The sequence below is a fragment of the Streptomyces sp. NPDC045956 genome (assembly GCF_056430705.1).
The window spans coordinates 155,562-173,427 of record NZ_JBWKKZ010000012.1; the positions used below are offsets into that span (position 1 = coordinate 155,562).

Sequence of the window (17,866 nt, forward strand, 5' to 3'; positions counted from 1 at the left end):
GGTCGGTCGTCCGGGCCTGGGCCGGGGCCCGGGCCGGTACGGGCCGGGTTCAGAAGCACCGGAGCACGGCGGCCTTCGTCCGCGCGAACTCCTCGTCCGTCAGAACGCCGCCGCGGTGCAGCTCGCCCAGCTCGCGCAGCCGGCGCAGCAGGACGTCGTGAGGGCCCGCCGGGCGCGGTACGGCGGCCCGGGGCGGCCCGGCCGACGGATGCGGCAACCGGGCCGTGACCGCGGTGGCGATCAGCGCGGTGAGCAGATCACGGCGGGCACTGCCCCACAGGTCCAGGGCGTACGGGTCCTTCCGCGGAGGCAGCCGGGAGGACGGCGCCCCCGAGGTCACGAAGCGCAGGAGGCCGCCCTCGGAACCGGAGTTGGGCAGCCACTCCACCCGGGCCAGATCAGCGAGGCCGACGGTCCGCGGGCCGGCGGCGCGCTTGACCCGGTCGGAGGTGTCGGCCCAGTCGATCCGCACCCGGGCCCCGTCGAAGGAGACCGTGCCGTCCGAGGAGCGCACCGAGACCGGCACCGGCGGTCCGGGCAGCAGATAGGCCTCGGTGGGCCCCTTCGGGACCTGGTCGAGGAGGAGGGCGCGGCGGATCTCCTCGGCCACGTACTCGGCGACCGAGCCGCGGTCGGCCTCCACCCACAGCCGGTAGGGGTTCGCCGCGTCGGGCAGCCGGCCGCCGGTGGCCCGCAGGAGGGGGTCGGCGCCCTCGCGCAGCCGCAGACGCAGACACCCTCGCCTGCGGTCCGGGGCCAGCGTGATGCCCGCGACGGCCTCCAACGGCACCGGGATCTCTCCGTACGCCTGCCGGAACGGCGACACCGAGCGGTGCAGCCCCGGCGTGATCCGAACCGTGCCGCCGTCGAACGCCCAGGTCCCGTCGCGCTGGAAGATCTCGGCCATAACGGAATTCTCGCAGCCGGGTCAACACGGCGGTCCGCGTGTCACTCGCCCTGAGCAGAGCGGACCGGGGCCGCCGGGCGCGCGGAGCGCCATGTGCGGCACAATTCGCGTGCGCCCCACGGGACTTGCGGGTCCGGCCGCGGGGACGGCGGCACGACCGCAGGGGTCGTTGCCGGGTTTCGCGGGAGTTCGGGAAGGCGGGCGTCGGGCGTGGCGGTGCAGGAGGCGAGACGCGGGAGCGGCTCGGACAAAGGCGCGTACGAGGCGGCGCACGGGGGCGGCTGCACCTGCGGGGACTGCCCCCACGGGGCCCGCGAGGGGCACCGCCGGGCGGTGGCCGCGTTCCTGCTGCGGCGGGACGAGTTCGCGGCCGGGCAGGGGCTGCCGGCCGCCGTGGCCCACTCGGCCTCCGCCTCCCGGCAGTGGGTCTCGGAGGAACTGACCCAGTCCGCGGAGGTCGTCGCCGAACGGGGCCGCGCCGAGGGAGAGGCATGGCTGGCGGGCCTCGGCCGGCGCACCGCGGCCGTCGCGTGGGCCGCGGTCGTGCTGCTGCTCCTCGTGCAGGCGCTCACCGCGATCGGTGCCGGATGGACGGCGGCGCGCACCGCCGGGCTCGCCGCCGCGCTGGTCGTGGCGGGCGCGCTGAGTGCCGCCTCGTGGTTCCACCGGGCGCGGGGCGGTGCGCTGGCGCCGGTCATCGGCGAGGACAACCGCCTGTCCACGTCCCGGGCCGTGGCCGCGGTCTGGGTGCTGTTCGTCGCGTACGCGGTCCTGGTGCTGGCCGGACAGCTGGCCGTGGCCTCGGACGGCGAGCGGCGGGACGCGCTGATCTCCGGTCTGGAACTGGCTCGCGGCGCCGGGGCGGTGACGGTGCTCGCGGTGGTGTGCGGGATCGCGGTCCTGGTACGGCGGGTGGTCGGGCTGCGGGTGCTGGGGCGGCGGCTGCAGAAGGTACGGGCGGACCGGCCGCGCGCCGCCGACCTGCTGACGGACGACGCCGGACGCGGGACCTTCGCCGACATCCAGTACGTGGTGATCAGCGCCGTCGCCCTGGTGTTCGCGGCGGTACGGCTGGCCCGGCGCCCGGAGCAACTGCCCGATCTGCCCTGGGGGCTTGCGGTCGTGGTGCTGGTCTCGGCGGCGACCTATGTGGCCGGCAAGTACGCGGAGGGCGGCCGGCCCGTCATCCTCTCCGTGGTCCGGGCGCGGGAGGCCGGCGACCTGGACGCGCCGATCCGCACCGGTGACGACATCGAGATCCGCGGCGCCGGATTCGTACCCCCGGGCGCCCAGCGCGCGGACCGCCTCTCCCGGATGGTCGTCCGCATCGGGGCGGTCAACGTCCACGTGCCGCTCGTCCCCGTCACCGGCGGCTTCAACAACCCCGCGGACGACCTGCTGACCGTCCCGGTCCCCGCCGACGTCGAACCGGGCCGGGTCGACGTGCAGGTGGTCACCGCCGCGGGTGTGGAGACCGACCGGTACGCGATCGACGTCACCGACTGAGCACCCCCTCGCCGCGTCGGCCGCCTGTCGAAACCGACAGCAAGATCCCGGCCGGCGGAGGATTGAGCCCGGCTTCCGCGTCGTACGTATGAACTGTTGACGGAGTCTCGGCGCGCGGGTGAGAGGCGGCTGGCAGTGATGGCTCACGGCATGCGGACGGACGCGTACCCCTCGCCTCCAGGCGGTGGCGGGGACTGGCGCGACCAGGCCACGCGGTACGCCCTGCTGCCCCTGCGGATCTTCCTGGGCGTCACCTTCGTCTACGCGGGGCTGGACAAGCTCACCGACAGCGCCTTCATGAAGGACGCCGGGGCGGGCTCCGTCGGCGACATGATGCGCGCGGTCCGCGACTCCTCGGCCATCCCGTCCCTGGTCGACCTGGCCCTGGAGAGCCCGGTCGGTTTCGGTTACGCCATCGCCCTCGGTGAACTGGCCGTGGGCATCGGCACGCTGCTCGGCCTGCTGACCCGTCTGGCGGCCCTCGGCGGCGCGCTGATCTCGCTGAGCCTGTGGCTGACCGTCAGCTGGGCTTCCGACCCCTACTACTACGGCAACGACCTCGCCTACCTCATGGCCTGGACGCCGCTCGTCCTCGCGGGTGCCCCGCTGCTGTCCCTGGACGCCGTCCTGCGGGCCCGGCGACGGCGCGGGACGGGCGTCGGGCACCGCGGTTAGCCGGAGAGGCCGGTCCGCGGCTCGTCGGCGTCCTCGTGGAGCGCCCCGCGGCGCCGGTGCGCGGAGCGGGCCACGACCCCGACCGCGCCGGCGAGGCCGAGGCCGCCCATGACGAGGGGGATCACCACGAACCACGGCGTCTGCCAGAGCCCGCCCGCCTCACCGGCGTAGACGACGCCCGCCGCGGTCAGGAAGAGGCCGGCGACCAGGCGTCCGGGCTGGAAGCTATGACGCAGCACGGGACACCTCCGCCTGCCCGACGCCGACCTGGAGGTCGAGGTCGAGCGTGCCGGCGGCCTCGACGCCCGCGGTGGGGGACAGGGTGATCTCCTTGTGCTTGCCCGGTGCCACGTCCACGTCCTTCTCGTCGTCGCCGGGCAGTTGGATGTCGCCCACGCCCACCTCGACGTTCAACCGCACGGTCATGTCCTGCGGCACGACCACCCGAATGCGGCCCACGCCCACGTCGGCCCGCGTGGTCACCGTCTGCCCCGCGGCCAGGTCCAGCCCGGACAGGTCGAGGGTGCCGGTGCCGGCCCCGATGTCGTACTGCTCGTGCACACCGGCCGCCGTCGTGGGCTCCCAGGTGCGCCGGACCCAGTCGGTGCCGACGTCCTCGGGCACGGCCGCCGAAGCGGCCAGCAGGCCGGCCGTGACGATCGCCAGGAAGATCGAGCCGGCGCCCGTGCGTCCCAGGAAGGAGCTGACCGCGATGCCGACGCCGAGGACGGCGAGCGCACAGGCGAGTCCGGCCTGGAGACTCGCGCCGAGCGGCTGGTCGTCCCAGGTCAGCCGGGTGCCGAGGAAACCGGCGAGCAGGGCGAGGAGGAAGACCCAGCCGCCGATCCCGTGCGGGCCGCGCGGCTGCGGTGGCCGCGGGCGCCGGTCGCATCCGCCGGCGCGGCCGCCGCCCGGGACGCCGCGGCCGATGTTGACGGCCGCCGCGATGTCGCGGTCCTCGGAGTCCGACGGGCCCCACAGATACCCCGTCCCGCCGACGCGCGTGCCGTCCTTGACGATGGGCTCGCGCCACCAGGAGGGCCACGTGAACATGATCGGCGGCGCCTGGGCCTCCGGCGGGGCGTCGGCGACGGTCTGGGCGGAGAGGGGGTCGGGATCGGGTGTCTTCCGGTGCCGCGACCAGTAGCCGGCGCCCGCGAGGAGGAGGGAGAGCACGACGGCGAAGGTCAGTACCCCGCCGTTGTTCAGCATGGTCAGCAGGACCCCGCAGCCGACCAGGGCGAACAGCACGGCCGCCAGCGCCTGGCCGTCGACCCGGCCGGTGAGCAGCTTGCGCACCTCGTTCTCGTCCTCGTCGTCGTACGGGACGAAGAGCCAGGCGAAGCCGTAGAAGATGAGGCCGATGCCGCCGGTGGCGGAGAGCACCGCGAGCGTGATGCGGAAGATCACCGGGTCCATGTCGCACTGCCGCCCGAGACCTGCGCACACCCCGGCGAACGTCTTGTGCCGCCGGTCGCGCCGGAACGAGGGGGGCGGCTCGGTGACGTCCGGGCCGGCGGGGGAGCCCGAGCCGGCCGCGGGGCCCGCGGCGCCCGCCGCACCCGGGGCACCCGCGGCGGGCGCGGGGTCCTGCGGCCCGGCGCCCCGTGGCGGGCGTGGGCCGGAGCCGGGTCCCGGACCCGTCGCGGCGTGCTCGTGATCTGTCATGCGTCCATGGTGACGGGCGCGGCGCCGTGACGGCAGTCGGTCCGACCCTGGTCGGACCCTGATATCGGCCCTGACGCCGGGCCGGGGGAGCGTTCGAGGCGACCCCGGACCGAAGATCAGGGGAGTCTCGGGGGCCGACCCTGATGCCCGTGCTCCCGGGGCCGTGTGACCATCGGTGTCATGCCGGACGCCGCCACAGCACCAGTCGCCGAACCGCGGCCGCCGCGCAAGCTCTACCGCAGCGGCGACGGACGCTGGCTCGGTGGTGTGGCGCGGGGGCTCGCCGGGCACCTCGGCCTGCCCGTCATCTGGGTGCGGTTCGCCTTCGTGGGCCTCTTCATGGCCGACGGTCTCGGTGCGCTGCTGTACGCGGCCTTCTGGTTCTTCGTGCCGCTGGGCATCGGCGGCGTCGACGCCCAGAAGCCGCCGTCGCTCGTCACGTCCGAGACCTCGCCGGACGGCCGCCGCAGACTCGTCGCCCGCAAGCCGGACAAGGGCCAGATCGTCGCCCTGCTCCTGATGGTCGTCGTGGCCCTCGTCTTCGTGGGGAACGTCGACCTCGGCGGCGGGGCCAAGGCCTACCTGTGGCCGACCGTGCTGGTCGGGGCCGGCGTCGCCCTCGTGTGGCGCCAGGCGGACAACGCCCGACGGGCCCGCTGGGCCGAGGTGGGCCGCCACCGGCGCACCGTCACCCTGCTGCGTTCGGTGGCCGGCGTGCTGCTGGTGACGGCCGGGGTCACGGGCATCTTCGTCCTCCAGGGTTCGGCCGCGCACCTCGGCTCCGTCCTCCAGGCGGCCCTCGCCGTCCTCGTCGGGATCACGCTGCTCGCCGGCCCCTACCTGGTGCGGATGACGCAGGACCTCTCCGAGGAGCGGCTGATGCGCATCCGCGCGCAGGAGCGCGCCGAGGTCGCCGCCCACGTGCACGACTCGGTGCTGCACACCCTGACCCTGATCCAGCGCAACGCCGAGAGCCCCGGTGAGGTGCGCCGGCTGGCCCGCGCCCAGGAGCGCGACCTGCGCGCCTGGCTCTACAAGCCGGAGGGCAACGGCAAGGACGAGGACGACGAGCCCACCACCCTCGCCGAGGCCGTCAAGCGCAATGCCGCCGAGGTCGAGGACAAGCACGGCGTCCCCATCGAGGTCGTGGTCGTCGGCGACTGCCCGCTCGACGAGAAGATCAGCGCACAGATGCAGGCCGGACGCGAGGCGATGGTGAACGCGGCCAAGTACGGTGGCGAGGGCGGCGCCGTGCAGGTCTTCGCCGAAGTCGAGGGCAGGACGGTCTTCGTGTCCGTCCGGGACCGGGGACCGGGCTTCGACCTCGACTCGATACCGGCGGACCGCATGGGCGTCAGAGAATCGATCATCGGCCGCATGGAGCGCAACGGGGGCACGGCGCGGCTGCGCGCGGTGCCGGACGGCGGCACGGAGGTCGAGCTGGAGATGGAGAGGGCGGAGAACACGTCATGAGCGACCCGACCGAGACGGACGGCACGGCGGGAGCGGGCGGGGCGGCCCGGCCGACGAGCGGCGGCACGGGGGAGCGGCACGTACGCGTGGTGCTCGTCGACGACCACCGCATGTTCCGCACCGGCGTCCAGGCCGAGATCGGCCAGACCGCGCAGACGGGGGTCGAGGTCGTCGGCGAGGCCGCCGACGTCGACCAGGCCGTCACGGTGATCACCGCGACCCGGCCCGAGGTCGTGCTCCTGGACGTCCATCTCCCGGGCGGCGGCGGGGTCGAGGTGCTGCGCCGGTGCGCCCCGCTGATGAGCGACGCCGAGCGGCCCGTCCGCTTCCTCGCCCTGTCCGTCTCGGACGCCGCGGAGGACGTGATCGGCGTCATCCGGGGCGGCGCCCGGGGTTACGTGACCAAGACGATCACGGGGACCGACCTGATCGACTCCGTCTTCCGCGTGCAGGAGGGCGACGCCGTCTTCTCCCCGCGGCTGGCCGGGTTCGTCCTCGACGCGTTCGCCTCCACCGACGCCCCTCCGGTGGACGAGGACATGGACCGCCTCACCCAGCGCGAGCGCGAGGTGCTGCGCCTGATCGCCCGCGGCTACGCGTACAAGGAGATCGCCAAGCAGCTGTACATCTCGGTGAAGACGGTCGAGTCCCACGTCTCGGCGGTCCTGCGCAAGCTCCAGCTGTCCAACCGGCACGAGCTGACCCGCTGGGCGACGGCCCGCCGGCTGGTCTGACCCGGTCGCGGGGAGGTCACACCACCCGCGTCGCCCCGGCGAACGGCATCTGGTCGACCGGGGCGAGGCGGACCGGCGCCGAGGGGTTCGGGGCGTGGATCATCATGCCGTCGCCGACGTAGAGGCCGACGTGGCTGATGCCGGAGTAGAAGAAGACCAGGTCACCGGGGAGCAGTTCGGAGCGGGAGACGCGGCGGCCCGCGTCGATCTGGGCGTACGTCGTGCGGGGCAGGGAGACGCCGGCGGCGCGGTAGGCGGCCTGGGTGAGGCCCGAGCAGTCGAAGGCGTTCGGGCCGGTCGCGCCCCACACGTAGGGGCTGCCGAGCTTCTGGTGGGCGTAGGCGACGGCCGCGGCGGAGCGGGAGTCGGGCGCCTGGGCCGCGGCGGTGAGGCCGGCCCGCGGACCCGCCGAGGAGCGGGAGGCGCGCTCGTCCGTGCCGTGTCCGACGCGGTCCCGTTCCCCGGCGGTCAGCCCGGACAGCAGGCGGCGGGCGGCCCCCAGCTTGCCGGTGACGGTCTCGCGGTGGCGCTTCAGCTCGGCCCGGCGCGAGGTCAGCGAGGCCACCTCCACGCGAGCGGCGCCGCGCAACTGCTCGATCTCCCGCAGCTCCCCGCGCACCCGGCGCACGGTGGCCGCCTGCCGGCTGCCCGCCCGTTCGGCGAGGGCGGCTCCGTCGAGGTACCCGTCGGGGTCGGCGGAGAGGGCGAGTTGCAGGGCCGGCGAGAGGCCGCCGCTGCGGTACTGGGCCGCGGCGACCGAACCGAGCGTCTCCCGCGCCGAGTTCAGCCGGTCCTCCTTGCGGGCGACCTCGTCCCGCAGCCGCTCCAGGCGCCGTTCGGCGGCGTCGGCCTTCTCCTGGGCGCCGTTGTACTTCTCGGTGGCGACCTCGGCCTGCTGGTACAGCTTGTCCACCTTGGCCCCGACCTGCGCCGGCGTCGGCTGCGGAGCGGCGTGGCCGGTCCCGCCGCCCAGGCCGGTCGCGGTGGCCGCGCCCGCGAGGGTGAGGGTGGCGGCGGTGCGGGCCGCCCCGCCGCCGCTCGCGGGACGCCGTGGCCTGCGGTGCGCTGCCACCTGGATCCACGTCCTTCCGTACTCGGAGATCGCTCGTGCCGGTCGCTTCCGGTCGCTTCCGGTCACTCGGCCAGGACGCTAGGCGGCGTCGGGGCGCGGGGGAGACGGGTTGCGCGGAACTGGCGGTACCGGATCGCGCGGTGACCGCATGTGACCGGAGGGCCGTCGTACGGCCGTCCCCTTCACGCAGGGTGATGACCGAGATGCCCGACCGGGGACGGGGGATGGGACTGAGGTGCTACGACGCGCGCATATGCACCCGCGTCGGTTCCGCACCTTCCCGCATCCCCGGGCCGGTGTCGGACGGCGTCCGGGCCCCTGATTAGGCTCCGGCCCCATGGACGTACTCATCCACCTCTTCGTCGGTCTCCACATCATCGGCATCGCGGCGCTCCTCGGGGGCTTCCTGACCCAGATGAAGGCGATGGGCCAGGGCACGGCCCGTTTCACCCCCGCGATGCTGCACGGGGCGCTGACGATGCTGGTGACCGGCATCGCCCTGGTCGGCCTCAACCAGGCCCAGGACTACTCCGTCGACAACATCAAGATCGGTGTGAAGCTCGCCGTGCTGATCGTGATCCTCGGCCTGGTCTACGTGAAGCGCGACGACGAGAAGGTGGAGAAGCCGCTGTTCGGCCTGGTGGGCCTGCTGACCGTCGTGAACGTCTTCATCGCGGTGCTGTGGACCTGAGCCCCTCCGCCCCCGCGTCCGCACCACCGGACCGCAGCCCCGCCCGGGCCTGAAGGACCGCCCCGGCCGCCACCGCCAGCCACGCGGCCACCGCGATCCACAGCAGCACCTGACCCGGAGCGTCCAGCCACGGGACGTCGACGACGGCGGCGACGGACAGCGTCGCCGCCGCCGTCATGCCGAGGGGGAAGACCGTCGACCAGCGGCGCACGTCGTAGCGGATCCGGGGCCACGCGATCTCCGCGGCGAGGAGCACGGCGTACCAGGCCAGGTCGAGGACGAGCAGGAAGACGGTCAGGTCGTGCAGGACGGCGCCGTCGTCCTCGTTCCACAGGTACATGCCCGTCCCGGCCGCCGCGAGCAGCTTGGCGCCGGCCAGCGCCGAGATGGCCAGCGCGCCGCCGGCCACCCAGTGGTCGCCGGCCCCCCGCGCCACCTGCCGCAGATCGAAGCGGAACAGCGCGACCAGGTACAGCACGATCCCCAGGAAGAACGGCACCAGCGACGCGTGCGCCAGCCAGGGGGTCGAGGTGGTGGCGGACAGCGTGGCACCCAGTACGGCGAGCCCCTCCGTCGCCACGCAGCCCAGGAACACCGCCCCCGGCATGCGGCGTCCCCAGTGCGTGACGACCAGGAACAGCAGCGCCGGCCACAGCAGCGCCGCCAGCGCCAGCAGCGCCGCCGCCGGGACGGGCCGGTCGAGCAGGGCGATCCGGGTGCCGAGCACCGTCGTCGCGGCGACGGCGGTCAGCGCGCCCGGCGTCCCCGCCCGGGTCAGCCACTGCGCCCGCTCCACCAGCAGCAGGTAGACGAAGTTCGCCGCCAGGGTCAGCCAGGCCGCGCAGGCCAGGACCAGGGCGATGCGGGAGAGGACTTCGTGGCCCGTCAGATGCAGGCCGACCGACAGGATGCCGGTCGCCATCACCGCGGCCCCGGCCGCCGGCGGACGCTGCGCCCACCAGGCGCGCAGAGGGGAGGGGGAGGTGCGCGATGACATGCGCCCGATGCTAGAGAGCCGTGCGGCTCAGGCCGGGCGCACCACGCTGTGGATCGACGACTCGCCGTCGTAGAAGATCGACTCCTCGCGGACGTACGCCCCCGGCTTCGGGGCGTGGATCATCATGCCGTTGCCGATGTAGAGGCCGACGTGGCTGAGGTCGTCGTAGAAGAAGACCAGGTCACCGGGTTGCGCCTGGGAGACCGGGACCGTCGTGCCGGCGTTCACCTGGTCGTAGGTGGTGCGGGGCAGCGTGACGCCCGCGGCCTTCCAGGCGGCCTGGGTGAGGCCCGAGCAGTCGTAGGAGCCGGGGCCGGTGGCGCCCCACACGTACGGCTTGCCGATCTGCGCACGGGCGAAGGCGAGCGCCTTCTCGGCCTGGGTGCCGGACGAGGCGTCGGGCGCGGTGGAACCCGAGGAGGCGCCGGTGCCGCCCGAGGACTCCGACGAGCCGGAGGGGGCGTCGCTCTCCTGCTGGGCGGCCCGTTCCTGCCGCTCCCGCTCCTCGGCCTGCCGCTCCGCGAGCTCCGCGGCCTTGCGGGCGGCCTCCTCCTGCTTCTTCCTCTCGATCGCGGCGAGCCGGGCCTTCTCCTCGGCGGTCAGCTCCGACAGCAGCTCGCGCGCCGTGGAGAGCTTCTGCTGGACGGTGGCCTTGGCCGTCTTCAGGTCGTTCTGCGACTCGGTGAGCGTCGCGAGGCTCTCGGTGGCCTCGCGCCGCTTCTCCATCGTCTCGGACTGCTGGGTGGTGAAGTCGTCGACCGCGTCCTTCTGACGGCCGGTGAGCCGGCTCAGCAGGTGGTTCCGGTCGACGTAGTCCTGCGGCGAGTCCGCCAGCAGGAAGGTCGTCGTCTCCGGGATCGCGGAGCCGGTGCGGTACTGCGCGGAGGCGTAGGACCCCAGCTCCTCGCGCGCCTCGTTGAGCCGCTGGGTGCGCTTCGCCACGTCGTCGAGGAGGGTGTCGACGCGCTTGCGCTGCTTGGTCGTCTTCTCCTTGGCCGCGTTGTACTTCTCCGTCGCCGATCCCGCCTGGCGGTAGAGGTCGTCGACCTTCTTCTCGACCTCCTCCAGGCTCGGCCGGTCGTCGTCCGAGGGCGTGGCGGTGGCCGTCTGGGACAGCAGGGCCACGGAGGTGAGCGCCGCCGTCGCGAGGGCGGGGGTCCGTATGCCTGCTACGCGCGTACCGGTGGGACGCGACTTGCGGTGCGACGCCAAGGAGGCGACTCCTTCCGATGCTCCGCCTACCGGGTCAGCGGTGGGGGTCCCCCCGGGCTTTCGGTCCTGGGGGAGGGTTCGGGCGGCGTGGCGCGGAAGGGTTGCCCTACGGCGGTCCGCCCCCGTCGGGGGGGCTGGGCGGCCGATTCACCCCAAGGTTCTCGGTGGGTCCCCGGCTCCGGCTGCCGTGCGGGCACACCGGACTCGGCGGAGGCCGCGCGGCCCGGCGAGGTTCGCCGGTGGAGGTCGTGCGGCCTGCCCGCACCGTAGCCAACTCGTGCGGTGGCTGTGAAGGTTGCCGGGTGATATGCCCGATACATTTTCGTGACCTTGGCGACGGGCGTCACTCTTCGTGTCCCGGCAGGTCGCAGCGCGTGCCGGTGTGAGGTGTCCCGGCCATTTTCCGGGGCGGCACCGGGTTGTCGGTGGCGCACCCTAGACTCGGAGAGCGATGAGCAGCCTCTTTGACGACAGCTTCCTGGCGAGCCTCCAGACCCCCCGGGGTCACGAGGAGGAACCTCCGCCGCCGCCCGAGGACGATCACGCACCGGAAGCGGTGCCGCACGATCTGTTCGGCGGGAAGTTCGACACGCCCCCGGACCGCGACACCCACTACCGGGACGGCGCCCCGCGCCCCGCCCTGGACGCGGCCGCCCTCCTGGACGGGTTGAACGAGAACCAGCGCGCCGCCGTCGTCCACTCCGGCACCCCGCTGCTCATCGTGGCCGGTGCCGGCTCCGGCAAGACCCGCGTCCTGACCCACCGCATCGCCCACCTGCTGGCCGAGCGGAGCGTCCACCCCGGTCAGATCCTCGCGATCACCTTCACCAACAAGGCCGCGGGCGAGATGAAGGAGCGCGTCGAGCAGCTCGTCGGCCCGCGGGCGAACGCGATGTGGGTCATGACCTTCCACAGCGCCTGCGTCCGCATCCTGCGCCGCGAGTCGAAGAAGCTCGGCTTCACCTCGTCGTTCTCCATCTACGACGCGGCCGACTCCAAGCGCCTCATGGCGCTGGTCTGCCGCGACCTCGACCTGGACCCGAAGAAGTTCCCGCCGAAGTCCTTCAGCGCCAAGATCTCGAACCTGAAGAACGAGCTGGTCGACGAGGAGGACTTCGCCGCCCAGGCCAACGACGGCTTCGAGAAGACCCTCGCCCAGGCGTACGCCATGTACCAGTCGCGGCTGCGCGAGGCCAACGCCCTCGACTTCGACGACCTGATCATGACGACGGTCAATCTGCTCCGCGCCTTCCCGGACGTCGCCGAGCACTACCGCCGCCGCTTCCGGCACGTCCTGGTCGACGAGTACCAGGACACCAACCACGCCCAGTACGCCCTGGTGCGCGAGCTGGTCGGCTCCACCGAGCACCCCGTCGACGTACCGCCCGAGGCCGAGGTCCCGCCCGCCGAGCTGTGCGTGGTGGGCGACGCCGACCAGTCGATCTACGCGTTCCGCGGCGCCACCATCCGCAACATCCTCCAGTTCGAGGAGGACTACCCGGACGCCACGACCATCCTCCTGGAGCAGAACTACCGCTCCACCCAGACCATCCTCAGCGCCGCCAACGCGGTCATCGAGCGCAATGAGTCGCGCCGCCCCAAGAACCTGTGGACCAACCAGGGCGCGGGCTCGCAGATCACCGGGTACGTCGCCGACACGGAGCACGACGAGGCCCAGTTCGTCGCCGACGAGATAGACCGCCTCACGGACGCGGGCGAGGCCAAGGCCGGCGACGTCGCCGTCTTCTACCGCACCAACGCCCAGTCCCGCGTCTTCGAAGAGGTCTTCATCCGGGTCGGCCTGCCCTACAAGGTCGTCGGCGGTGTCCGCTTCTACGAGCGCAAGGAGGTCCGGGACGTCCTGGCCTACCTGCGCGTTCTGGCCAACCCCGAGGACTCGGTCCCGCTGCGCCGCATCCTCAACGTCCCCAAGCGGGGCATCGGCGACCGCGCCGAGGCGATGATCGACGCCCTGTCGCAGCGCGAGAAGATCAGCTTCCCGCAGGCGCTCAAGCGCGTCGACGAGGCGTACGGGATGGCCGCACGCTCCAGCAACGCCGTCAAGCGCTTCAACACGCTGATGGAGGACCTCCGGACGGTCGTCGAGTCCGGAGCCGGACCGGCGACCGTGCTGGAGGCGATCCTCGAACGCACCGGCTACCTCGCCGAGTTGCAGGCCTCCACCGACCCGCAGGACGAGACCCGCATCGAGAACCTCCAGGAGCTGGCCGCCGTCGCCCTGGAGTTCGAGCAGGAGCGCGCCGAGGGCGAGGAGGCCGGGACCCTGGCCGACTTCCTGGAGAAGGTGGCGCTGGTCGCGGACTCCGACCAGATTCCCGACGAGGAGGACGGCGACGGCGTCGTCACCCTGATGACCCTGCACACCGCCAAGGGCCTGGAGTTCCCCGTCGTCTTCCTCACCGGCATGGAGGACGGCGTCTTCCCGCACATGCGCGCCCTCGGCCAGGCCAAGGAACTGGAGGAGGAGCGGCGCCTGGCGTACGTCGGCATCACCCGCGCCCGCGAACGGCTGTACCTGACCCGCTCGACGCTGCGCAGCGCCTGGGGCCAGCCCTCGTACAACCCGCCCTCGCGCTTCCTGGAGGAGATCCCGGCCCCCCACCTGGAGTGGAAGCGGACCGGGGCGAACGGGCCCGCTTCCTCCGCGCCCGTCTCGGCGGTGGCGGCCTCGCTGTCCTCGTCCCGTTCCCGCTCCTCGGCGTCGGGCGCCTCCGGCTTCGCCACGCGCCGCACCGCCGAGAAGCCGACGGTCTCGCTGTCCGTGGGCGACCGCGTCACGCACGACCAGTTCGGTCTCGGCACGGTGGTCGCGGTCAAGGGCACGGGGGCGAACGCGGAGGCGACGATCGACTTCGGAGAGCCCAAGCCCAAGCGGCTGCTGCTGCGGTACGCGCCGGTGGAGAAGCTCTGACGGCGCGTCCCGGGCGCGCCACGCGGTGAGCCCCGTCGGCCGACGGGGCTCACCGGGGATGTGCTGAGACGTTACTCCGTCACTGCGGATCGAGGCCGTGGCTGCGCAGCCACGACAGCGGGTCGATCGCCGCGCCGCCCGCGGGACGCACCTCGAAGTGCAGGTGCGGTCCGGTCGAGTTGCCCGAGTCGCCCGAGGACGCGATCGCGTCGCCGGCCTTGACCGTGGAACCGGTGGGTACCTGGTAACCGGAGAGGTGGCAGTACCACGTCTCGGTGCCGTCCTTGGCGGTGAGGATCATCATGTTCCCGTACGCCACGTTGAACTGCGTACGGACGGTGCCGTCGGTCGCGGCCATCACGGTCGTGCCGTAGGACACGGGGAAGTCGATGCCGCTGTGCGCGGACATCCAGTTGATGCCGGCCTGGCCGTAGTACGCGCTGAGGCCGTGCTGGGCGACGGGGAGCGCGAACTTGGGGCGCAGCCGCTCCTTGCGGGCCGCCTCCTCGGCCGCCCGTCTCTTCTCGAGGGCCTGCTCGGCCTTGAGGTCGATGCGTTCCTGCGTACGGCTGGCCCGGTCGGCGAAGTCGTCGGCTCCGGCGGCGAGGCTGGTGAGCTGGGTGTCCAGCTTGTTGTTGGCGATCGACGGCTTGACCGGCGCGGCAGCGGGGTCCTCCGCGTCCGCCGCGGACGCCTTGGCCTCCGAGCCGTCGCCCCCGGTCATGCCGACGGAGGCGGCGGCGATACCGGCGACGCTCATCACGCAGGCCGACGGCACGGCGATGGTCATCAGCGCCGAGCGCTTGGCGGGCTGGCGGCGCCGGGAGCGGGACCCGTTCCGGGAGGCGGCGCGGGCGGCCGGGATCCGGGGAGCGGGGGTGACCTCCTCCTGGCCCTCCAGCAGGGTGGGCACGGCGGGGAGTTCCCCGGTGGCCGCCGGGTCGTCGTACGGGCCGCTTTCCTCGGCGGCCGGCTCGACGTCGGCCGTCGCGTTCTCCGGGGAGTGCGCGGTGTCCTGCGGGGCGCCGTCCGAGTTCCACCGGGTGGCGTCGTAGGCCCCGGTGTCGGGGTTGCCGCCGTCGTACGCTCCGGTGTGGAACGTGCCGGTGGCGAACGAGCCGGTGTCGAAGGTGCCCGTGTCGAAGGTCTGGGTGCCCCAGTCCCACTGCTGGGTCCGGTCGGCCGGGTTCCCGGACTGGTCCGGCGGCGACCAGGCGCCGGTGTCCCACTGGCCGGTGGCCTCGGTCTCCGCCGCCCCCGGCGGTACGGCCGCGGACTGCTGGTGGTGGCCGTCCGTCCACGCGGTCGCGTCGTAGGCGCCGGTGTCGTAGCTGCCGGTGTCGTAGGCGCCGGTGCCGTATCCGGCGTGCTGGGCCGCGTACGCGTCGTGGTGCAGGACCGGACCGCTGCCGGTGGACCACTGGGTGGCGTCGTAGGTGCCCGTCGTCTCGTACGCGCCCGTGACGTCGTAGCTGCCGGTGTCCTGGCCCGGGAGGCTGCCGAAGAGGGGGTCCGAGGCGAAGGTGGCCGTGGCGGCGTCGCCGGGCGGAAAAGCGGTGGCGTCGTAGCCGCCGTACGTGGTGAGGTCGCCGTACTGGGCCTCCCCTGTGCCGTACGACGCGTAGGGCGCCGATGCGGCTTCGGAAGCCGAGGCCGGGGTGGTCAGGCCCCCCGACGGGTGACGGTCGTTCACCAACTTCTCTTTCGCCTCGACAACAGGGGCTGCCAGAGCAGTGCGGCGACTGTACCCGTCGGTATACGGGCGCGACAATCTTCCCCAGGTTTCGTGCCCGAAGGAAACGGGCAATCGGCCGTGTTTTGGGGGACGGCGGGCACGAGTTTGGCTTTGTGTTCGACGTTTGTTCGAAGCTGAACGGGTTGTGTCCGCCTGGTTCCGGACCCGTCAGGGGCTCGGACGGCCGCTCGGGGCGTCGGACGGCCGCCCCCGGGGCGTCAGGCGACTGTCAGTCCGCCGACCTGGCTGCCGGGCCGGAGGTCCGGCTCCGCGGCCACGGCGTCGAGCGCCCGGCGGATTCCGGTGGCCACGGCGGGGTGCACGGGCAGGGCGAGATGGCCGATGCCGCTCACCCTCACGTTCTGCACGGTCAGGTCGGGGTGGTCGAGGCAGGCCGTCTCCAGGGGGTCCATCACGCGGTCCAGATCGCTCCAGAAGCTGACGAACCGCGTACGGCAACCGGGCGCGGGCAGGGTCAGCTCCTCCAGCACCGCCGATCCGGGGCGCATCTGGCGCACGATGGGGTGCGCGTTCGCCAACGGCATCACCCGGGTGCCGGTGTGCGGCGTGCCGAGCGTCACGAGCGTCCGGACGCGGTGGTCGCCGCCGAGCCGCTGCACGTAGTACCGCGCGATGAGTCCGCCGAGGCTGTGCCCGACGACGTCGACCCGCTCGCTGCCCGTCCGCCGGCAGATCTCCTCTATGTGCCGCCCGAGCAGCTCGGCCGCGGTGCGGATGTCGCAGGTCAGCGGGGAGTAGTTCAGCGACTCGATCTGGTGCCTGCCGTGCTGGGTCAGACTGCGGCGTAGGAGCAGGAAGACCGAGCGGTTGTCGATGAAACCGTGCAGCAGGACGACGGGCGGGCTGGCGGGGGCCGGGAGGCGGCAGGTGGGCGGGTCGGGCTGCCGGTCCCGATCCACCGTCGGCAGGGCGGAGACGGGCCGGCGCTCCTGGATGACCCCGGAGGGGTAGAGGAGCAGGTGTCCGGCGAGGATCGCGGCCTCCAGGGCGCTCGCCTTGAGGAGGGTCAGGGAGAGCCCGGTCAGCCGGCCCGGAAGGGCCGCCAGCTCCGACAGCCCCGGGAGTCCCGGCACCCCTGGAAGGGCGGGGAGGCTGGGCAGGAGACGCTGACAGAGCGGGAGAAGGGGCAGTGCTGCCGTGGTGACCTTCATGGGCCGACCTCCTGTCGGCACGCGCAGGGAGCCTCTGTCCCCCGTGTGCCCTCGGGGAGAGTCGTGACACCAGTGTTTCGTGATGATTACGAGGTTTGGCCTACCGGAAGTGCCGTCGCGCCACGTCAGTGCCCTGCGAGCCTGGTGAGCCCTGTCCGTCTGTTCGGCTTCAGTGAGCCAGGTGTGTTTCGTGAGCTTGGCGGGACCGGCGGTCCCTCGGTGTTCGCTGGTGTCGTCCCGCGGGGGCGAGGCGCGCTGACGCCCCCGTCCGGCCCTCGCTGCGGCTCTCCGTACGCGTGATGTCGCCGCGCCCCGGAGCGGTGCGCGGCGAACGTGTCCCACCGTGTGATTTCCCCCTCTGTATCGACCACGAAACTGCCGGTTGCGGGATCCTGGCGATAACGTTCGTTCACTTCCCCGGACGATGCGGTGCGGGGGTCCGTGCCCGCGTCACGGAAGCTCGCCCTCGGCACGGGGCGGCCGGGGCGATGTGCGGCTCGTGTGTCCCGTCGCCCGTGCCCGTGTGTACGGCGTCGGCGAAGTGTGCGGTACTTGTCGGTACGGATGGATGTAGTCGCTTCATGGAGGCAGTGATGGGTGTGGCAGCCGGTCCGATCCGCGTGGTGGTGGCCAAGCCGGGGCTCGACGGCCACGATCGTGGGGCCAAGGTGATCGCGCGGGCGCTGCGTGACGCCGGTATGGAGGTCATCTACACCGGGCTCCACCAGACACCCGAGCAGATCGTGGACACCGCGATCCAGGAGGACGCCGACGCGATCGGGCTGTCCATCCTCTCCGGCGCGCACAACACGCTCTTCGCCGCCGTGATCGAGCTGCTCCGGGAGCGGGACGCGGAGGACATCCTGGTCTTCGGTGGCGGGATCATCCCCGAGGCGGACATCGCGCCGCTGAAGGAGAAGGGCGTCGCGGAGCTCTTCACGCCCGGGGCGACTACGGCGTCGATCGTGGACTGGGTGCGGACGAACGTACGGGAACCCGCGGAGGCGTAACCGCAGGGCGGGAGCGGGAGCGGGTTTCGAGGGTCGGCGGCGGGCGGATGCGTCCGCCGCGGGTGCGGGCCCCTGTCCCGCC

At 73.0% G+C, this 17,866-nt stretch carries 15 protein-coding genes; 7 read left to right on the forward strand and 8 right to left on the reverse strand.

Annotated elements, in window-relative coordinates:
• Window positions 1-49: 49 nt before the first annotated feature.
• Window positions 50-907: a DUF4429 domain-containing protein gene (locus AC07FV_RS28470; protein ID WP_479090201.1), complete on the reverse strand. Its 858-nt coding sequence runs from the start codon at window positions 905-907 to the stop codon at window positions 50-52.
• Window positions 908-1,117: 210 nt separating this feature from the next.
• On the opposite strand from AC07FV_RS28470, the gene AC07FV_RS28475 reads away from it, so the two are divergent.
• Both AC07FV_RS28475 and AC07FV_RS28480 read left to right on the forward strand, forming a co-directional pair.
• The gene (locus tag AC07FV_RS28475) at window positions 1,118-2,413 is read left to right on the forward strand and encodes a hypothetical protein (RefSeq protein WP_479090202.1); all 1,296 of its coding nucleotides are present in this window, start codon (window positions 1,118-1,120) and stop codon (window positions 2,411-2,413) included.
• A 138-nt stretch (window positions 2,414-2,551) separates the two neighbouring features.
• Window positions 2,552-3,088 (forward strand): DoxX family membrane protein, encoded by a 537-nt coding sequence (locus tag AC07FV_RS28480; protein ID WP_479090203.1) that lies wholly within the window; start codon window positions 2,552-2,554, stop codon window positions 3,086-3,088.
• Here the strand turns inward: AC07FV_RS28480 and AC07FV_RS28485 are convergent.
• Both AC07FV_RS28485 and AC07FV_RS28490 read right to left on the reverse strand, forming a co-directional pair.
• Window positions 3,085-3,327: a hypothetical protein gene (locus AC07FV_RS28485; RefSeq protein ID WP_479090205.1), complete on the reverse strand. Its 243-nt coding sequence runs from the start codon at window positions 3,325-3,327 to the stop codon at window positions 3,085-3,087. The two genes, AC07FV_RS28480 and AC07FV_RS28485, sit on opposite strands and share 4 nt — an antisense overlap.
• Window positions 3,314-4,756, reverse strand: a complete 1,443-nt coding sequence (locus AC07FV_RS28490) for a PspC domain-containing protein (RefSeq protein ID WP_479090206.1) — start codon at window positions 4,754-4,756, stop codon at window positions 3,314-3,316. Before AC07FV_RS28490 ends, AC07FV_RS28485 begins: the two co-directional genes overlap by 14 nt.
• Before the next feature lie 180 nt (window positions 4,757-4,936).
• Between AC07FV_RS28490 and AC07FV_RS28495 the strand changes: the two genes are divergently transcribed.
• Window positions 4,937-6,229: an ATP-binding protein gene (locus tag AC07FV_RS28495; RefSeq protein ID WP_479090208.1), complete on the forward strand. Its 1,293-nt coding sequence runs from the start codon at window positions 4,937-4,939 to the stop codon at window positions 6,227-6,229.
• Window positions 6,226-6,963 carry a LuxR C-terminal-related transcriptional regulator gene (locus AC07FV_RS28500; RefSeq protein WP_479090210.1) on the forward strand — a complete coding sequence of 246 codons (738 nt, stop codon included), beginning with the start codon at window positions 6,226-6,228 and terminating at the stop codon, window positions 6,961-6,963. Before AC07FV_RS28495 ends, AC07FV_RS28500 begins: the two co-directional genes overlap by 4 nt.
• Window positions 6,964-6,979: 16 nt before the next feature.
• On the opposite strand, the gene AC07FV_RS28505 is transcribed toward AC07FV_RS28500, so the two are convergent.
• Window positions 6,980-8,035 (reverse strand): C40 family peptidase, encoded by a 1,056-nt coding sequence (locus tag AC07FV_RS28505; protein WP_479090211.1) that lies wholly within the window; start codon window positions 8,033-8,035, stop codon window positions 6,980-6,982.
• 337 nt (window positions 8,036-8,372) lie between these two features.
• Here AC07FV_RS28505 and AC07FV_RS28510 point away from each other — a divergent pair, with 337 nt between their 5' ends.
• The gene (locus AC07FV_RS28510) at window positions 8,373-8,726 is read left to right on the forward strand and encodes a hypothetical protein (RefSeq protein ID WP_356601867.1); all 354 of its coding nucleotides are present in this window, start codon (window positions 8,373-8,375) and stop codon (window positions 8,724-8,726) included.
• Here the strand turns inward: AC07FV_RS28510 and AC07FV_RS28515 are convergent.
• Window positions 8,704-9,723 carry a tellurite resistance/C4-dicarboxylate transporter family protein gene (locus tag AC07FV_RS28515; protein ID WP_479090213.1) on the reverse strand — a complete coding sequence of 340 codons (1,020 nt, stop codon included), beginning with the start codon at window positions 9,721-9,723 and terminating at the stop codon, window positions 8,704-8,706. The genes AC07FV_RS28510 and AC07FV_RS28515 overlap by 23 nt on opposite strands.
• Window positions 9,724-9,750: 27 nt before the next feature.
• The gene (locus tag AC07FV_RS28520; protein ID WP_479090215.1) at window positions 9,751-10,935 is read right to left on the reverse strand and encodes a C40 family peptidase; all 1,185 of its coding nucleotides are present in this window, start codon (window positions 10,933-10,935) and stop codon (window positions 9,751-9,753) included.
• A 451-nt stretch (window positions 10,936-11,386) separates the two neighbouring features.
• Between AC07FV_RS28520 and pcrA the strand changes: the two genes are divergently transcribed.
• Window positions 11,387-13,867 (forward strand): DNA helicase PcrA, encoded by a 2,481-nt coding sequence (gene pcrA, locus AC07FV_RS28525; RefSeq protein ID WP_479090217.1) that lies wholly within the window; start codon window positions 11,387-11,389, stop codon window positions 13,865-13,867.
• Between the two features lie 79 nt (window positions 13,868-13,946).
• On the opposite strand, the gene AC07FV_RS28530 is transcribed toward pcrA, so the two are convergent.
• Together AC07FV_RS28530 and AC07FV_RS28535 are read right to left on the reverse strand one after the other, a co-directional pair.
• Window positions 13,947-15,560 (reverse strand): M23 family metallopeptidase, encoded by a 1,614-nt coding sequence (locus AC07FV_RS28530; RefSeq protein ID WP_479090219.1) that lies wholly within the window; start codon window positions 15,558-15,560, stop codon window positions 13,947-13,949.
• A gap of 260 nt (window positions 15,561-15,820) precedes the next feature.
• Window positions 15,821-16,774, reverse strand: coding sequence for an esterase/lipase family protein (locus AC07FV_RS28535; protein ID WP_479090221.1), 954 nt, complete (start codon window positions 16,772-16,774; stop codon window positions 15,821-15,823).
• 593 nt (window positions 16,775-17,367) lie between these two features.
• On the opposite strand from AC07FV_RS28535, the gene AC07FV_RS28540 reads away from it, so the two are divergent.
• Window positions 17,368-17,784: a cobalamin B12-binding domain-containing protein gene (locus tag AC07FV_RS28540; RefSeq protein WP_479090222.1), complete on the forward strand. Its 417-nt coding sequence runs from the start codon at window positions 17,368-17,370 to the stop codon at window positions 17,782-17,784.
• Window positions 17,785-17,866 lie beyond the last annotated feature (82 nt).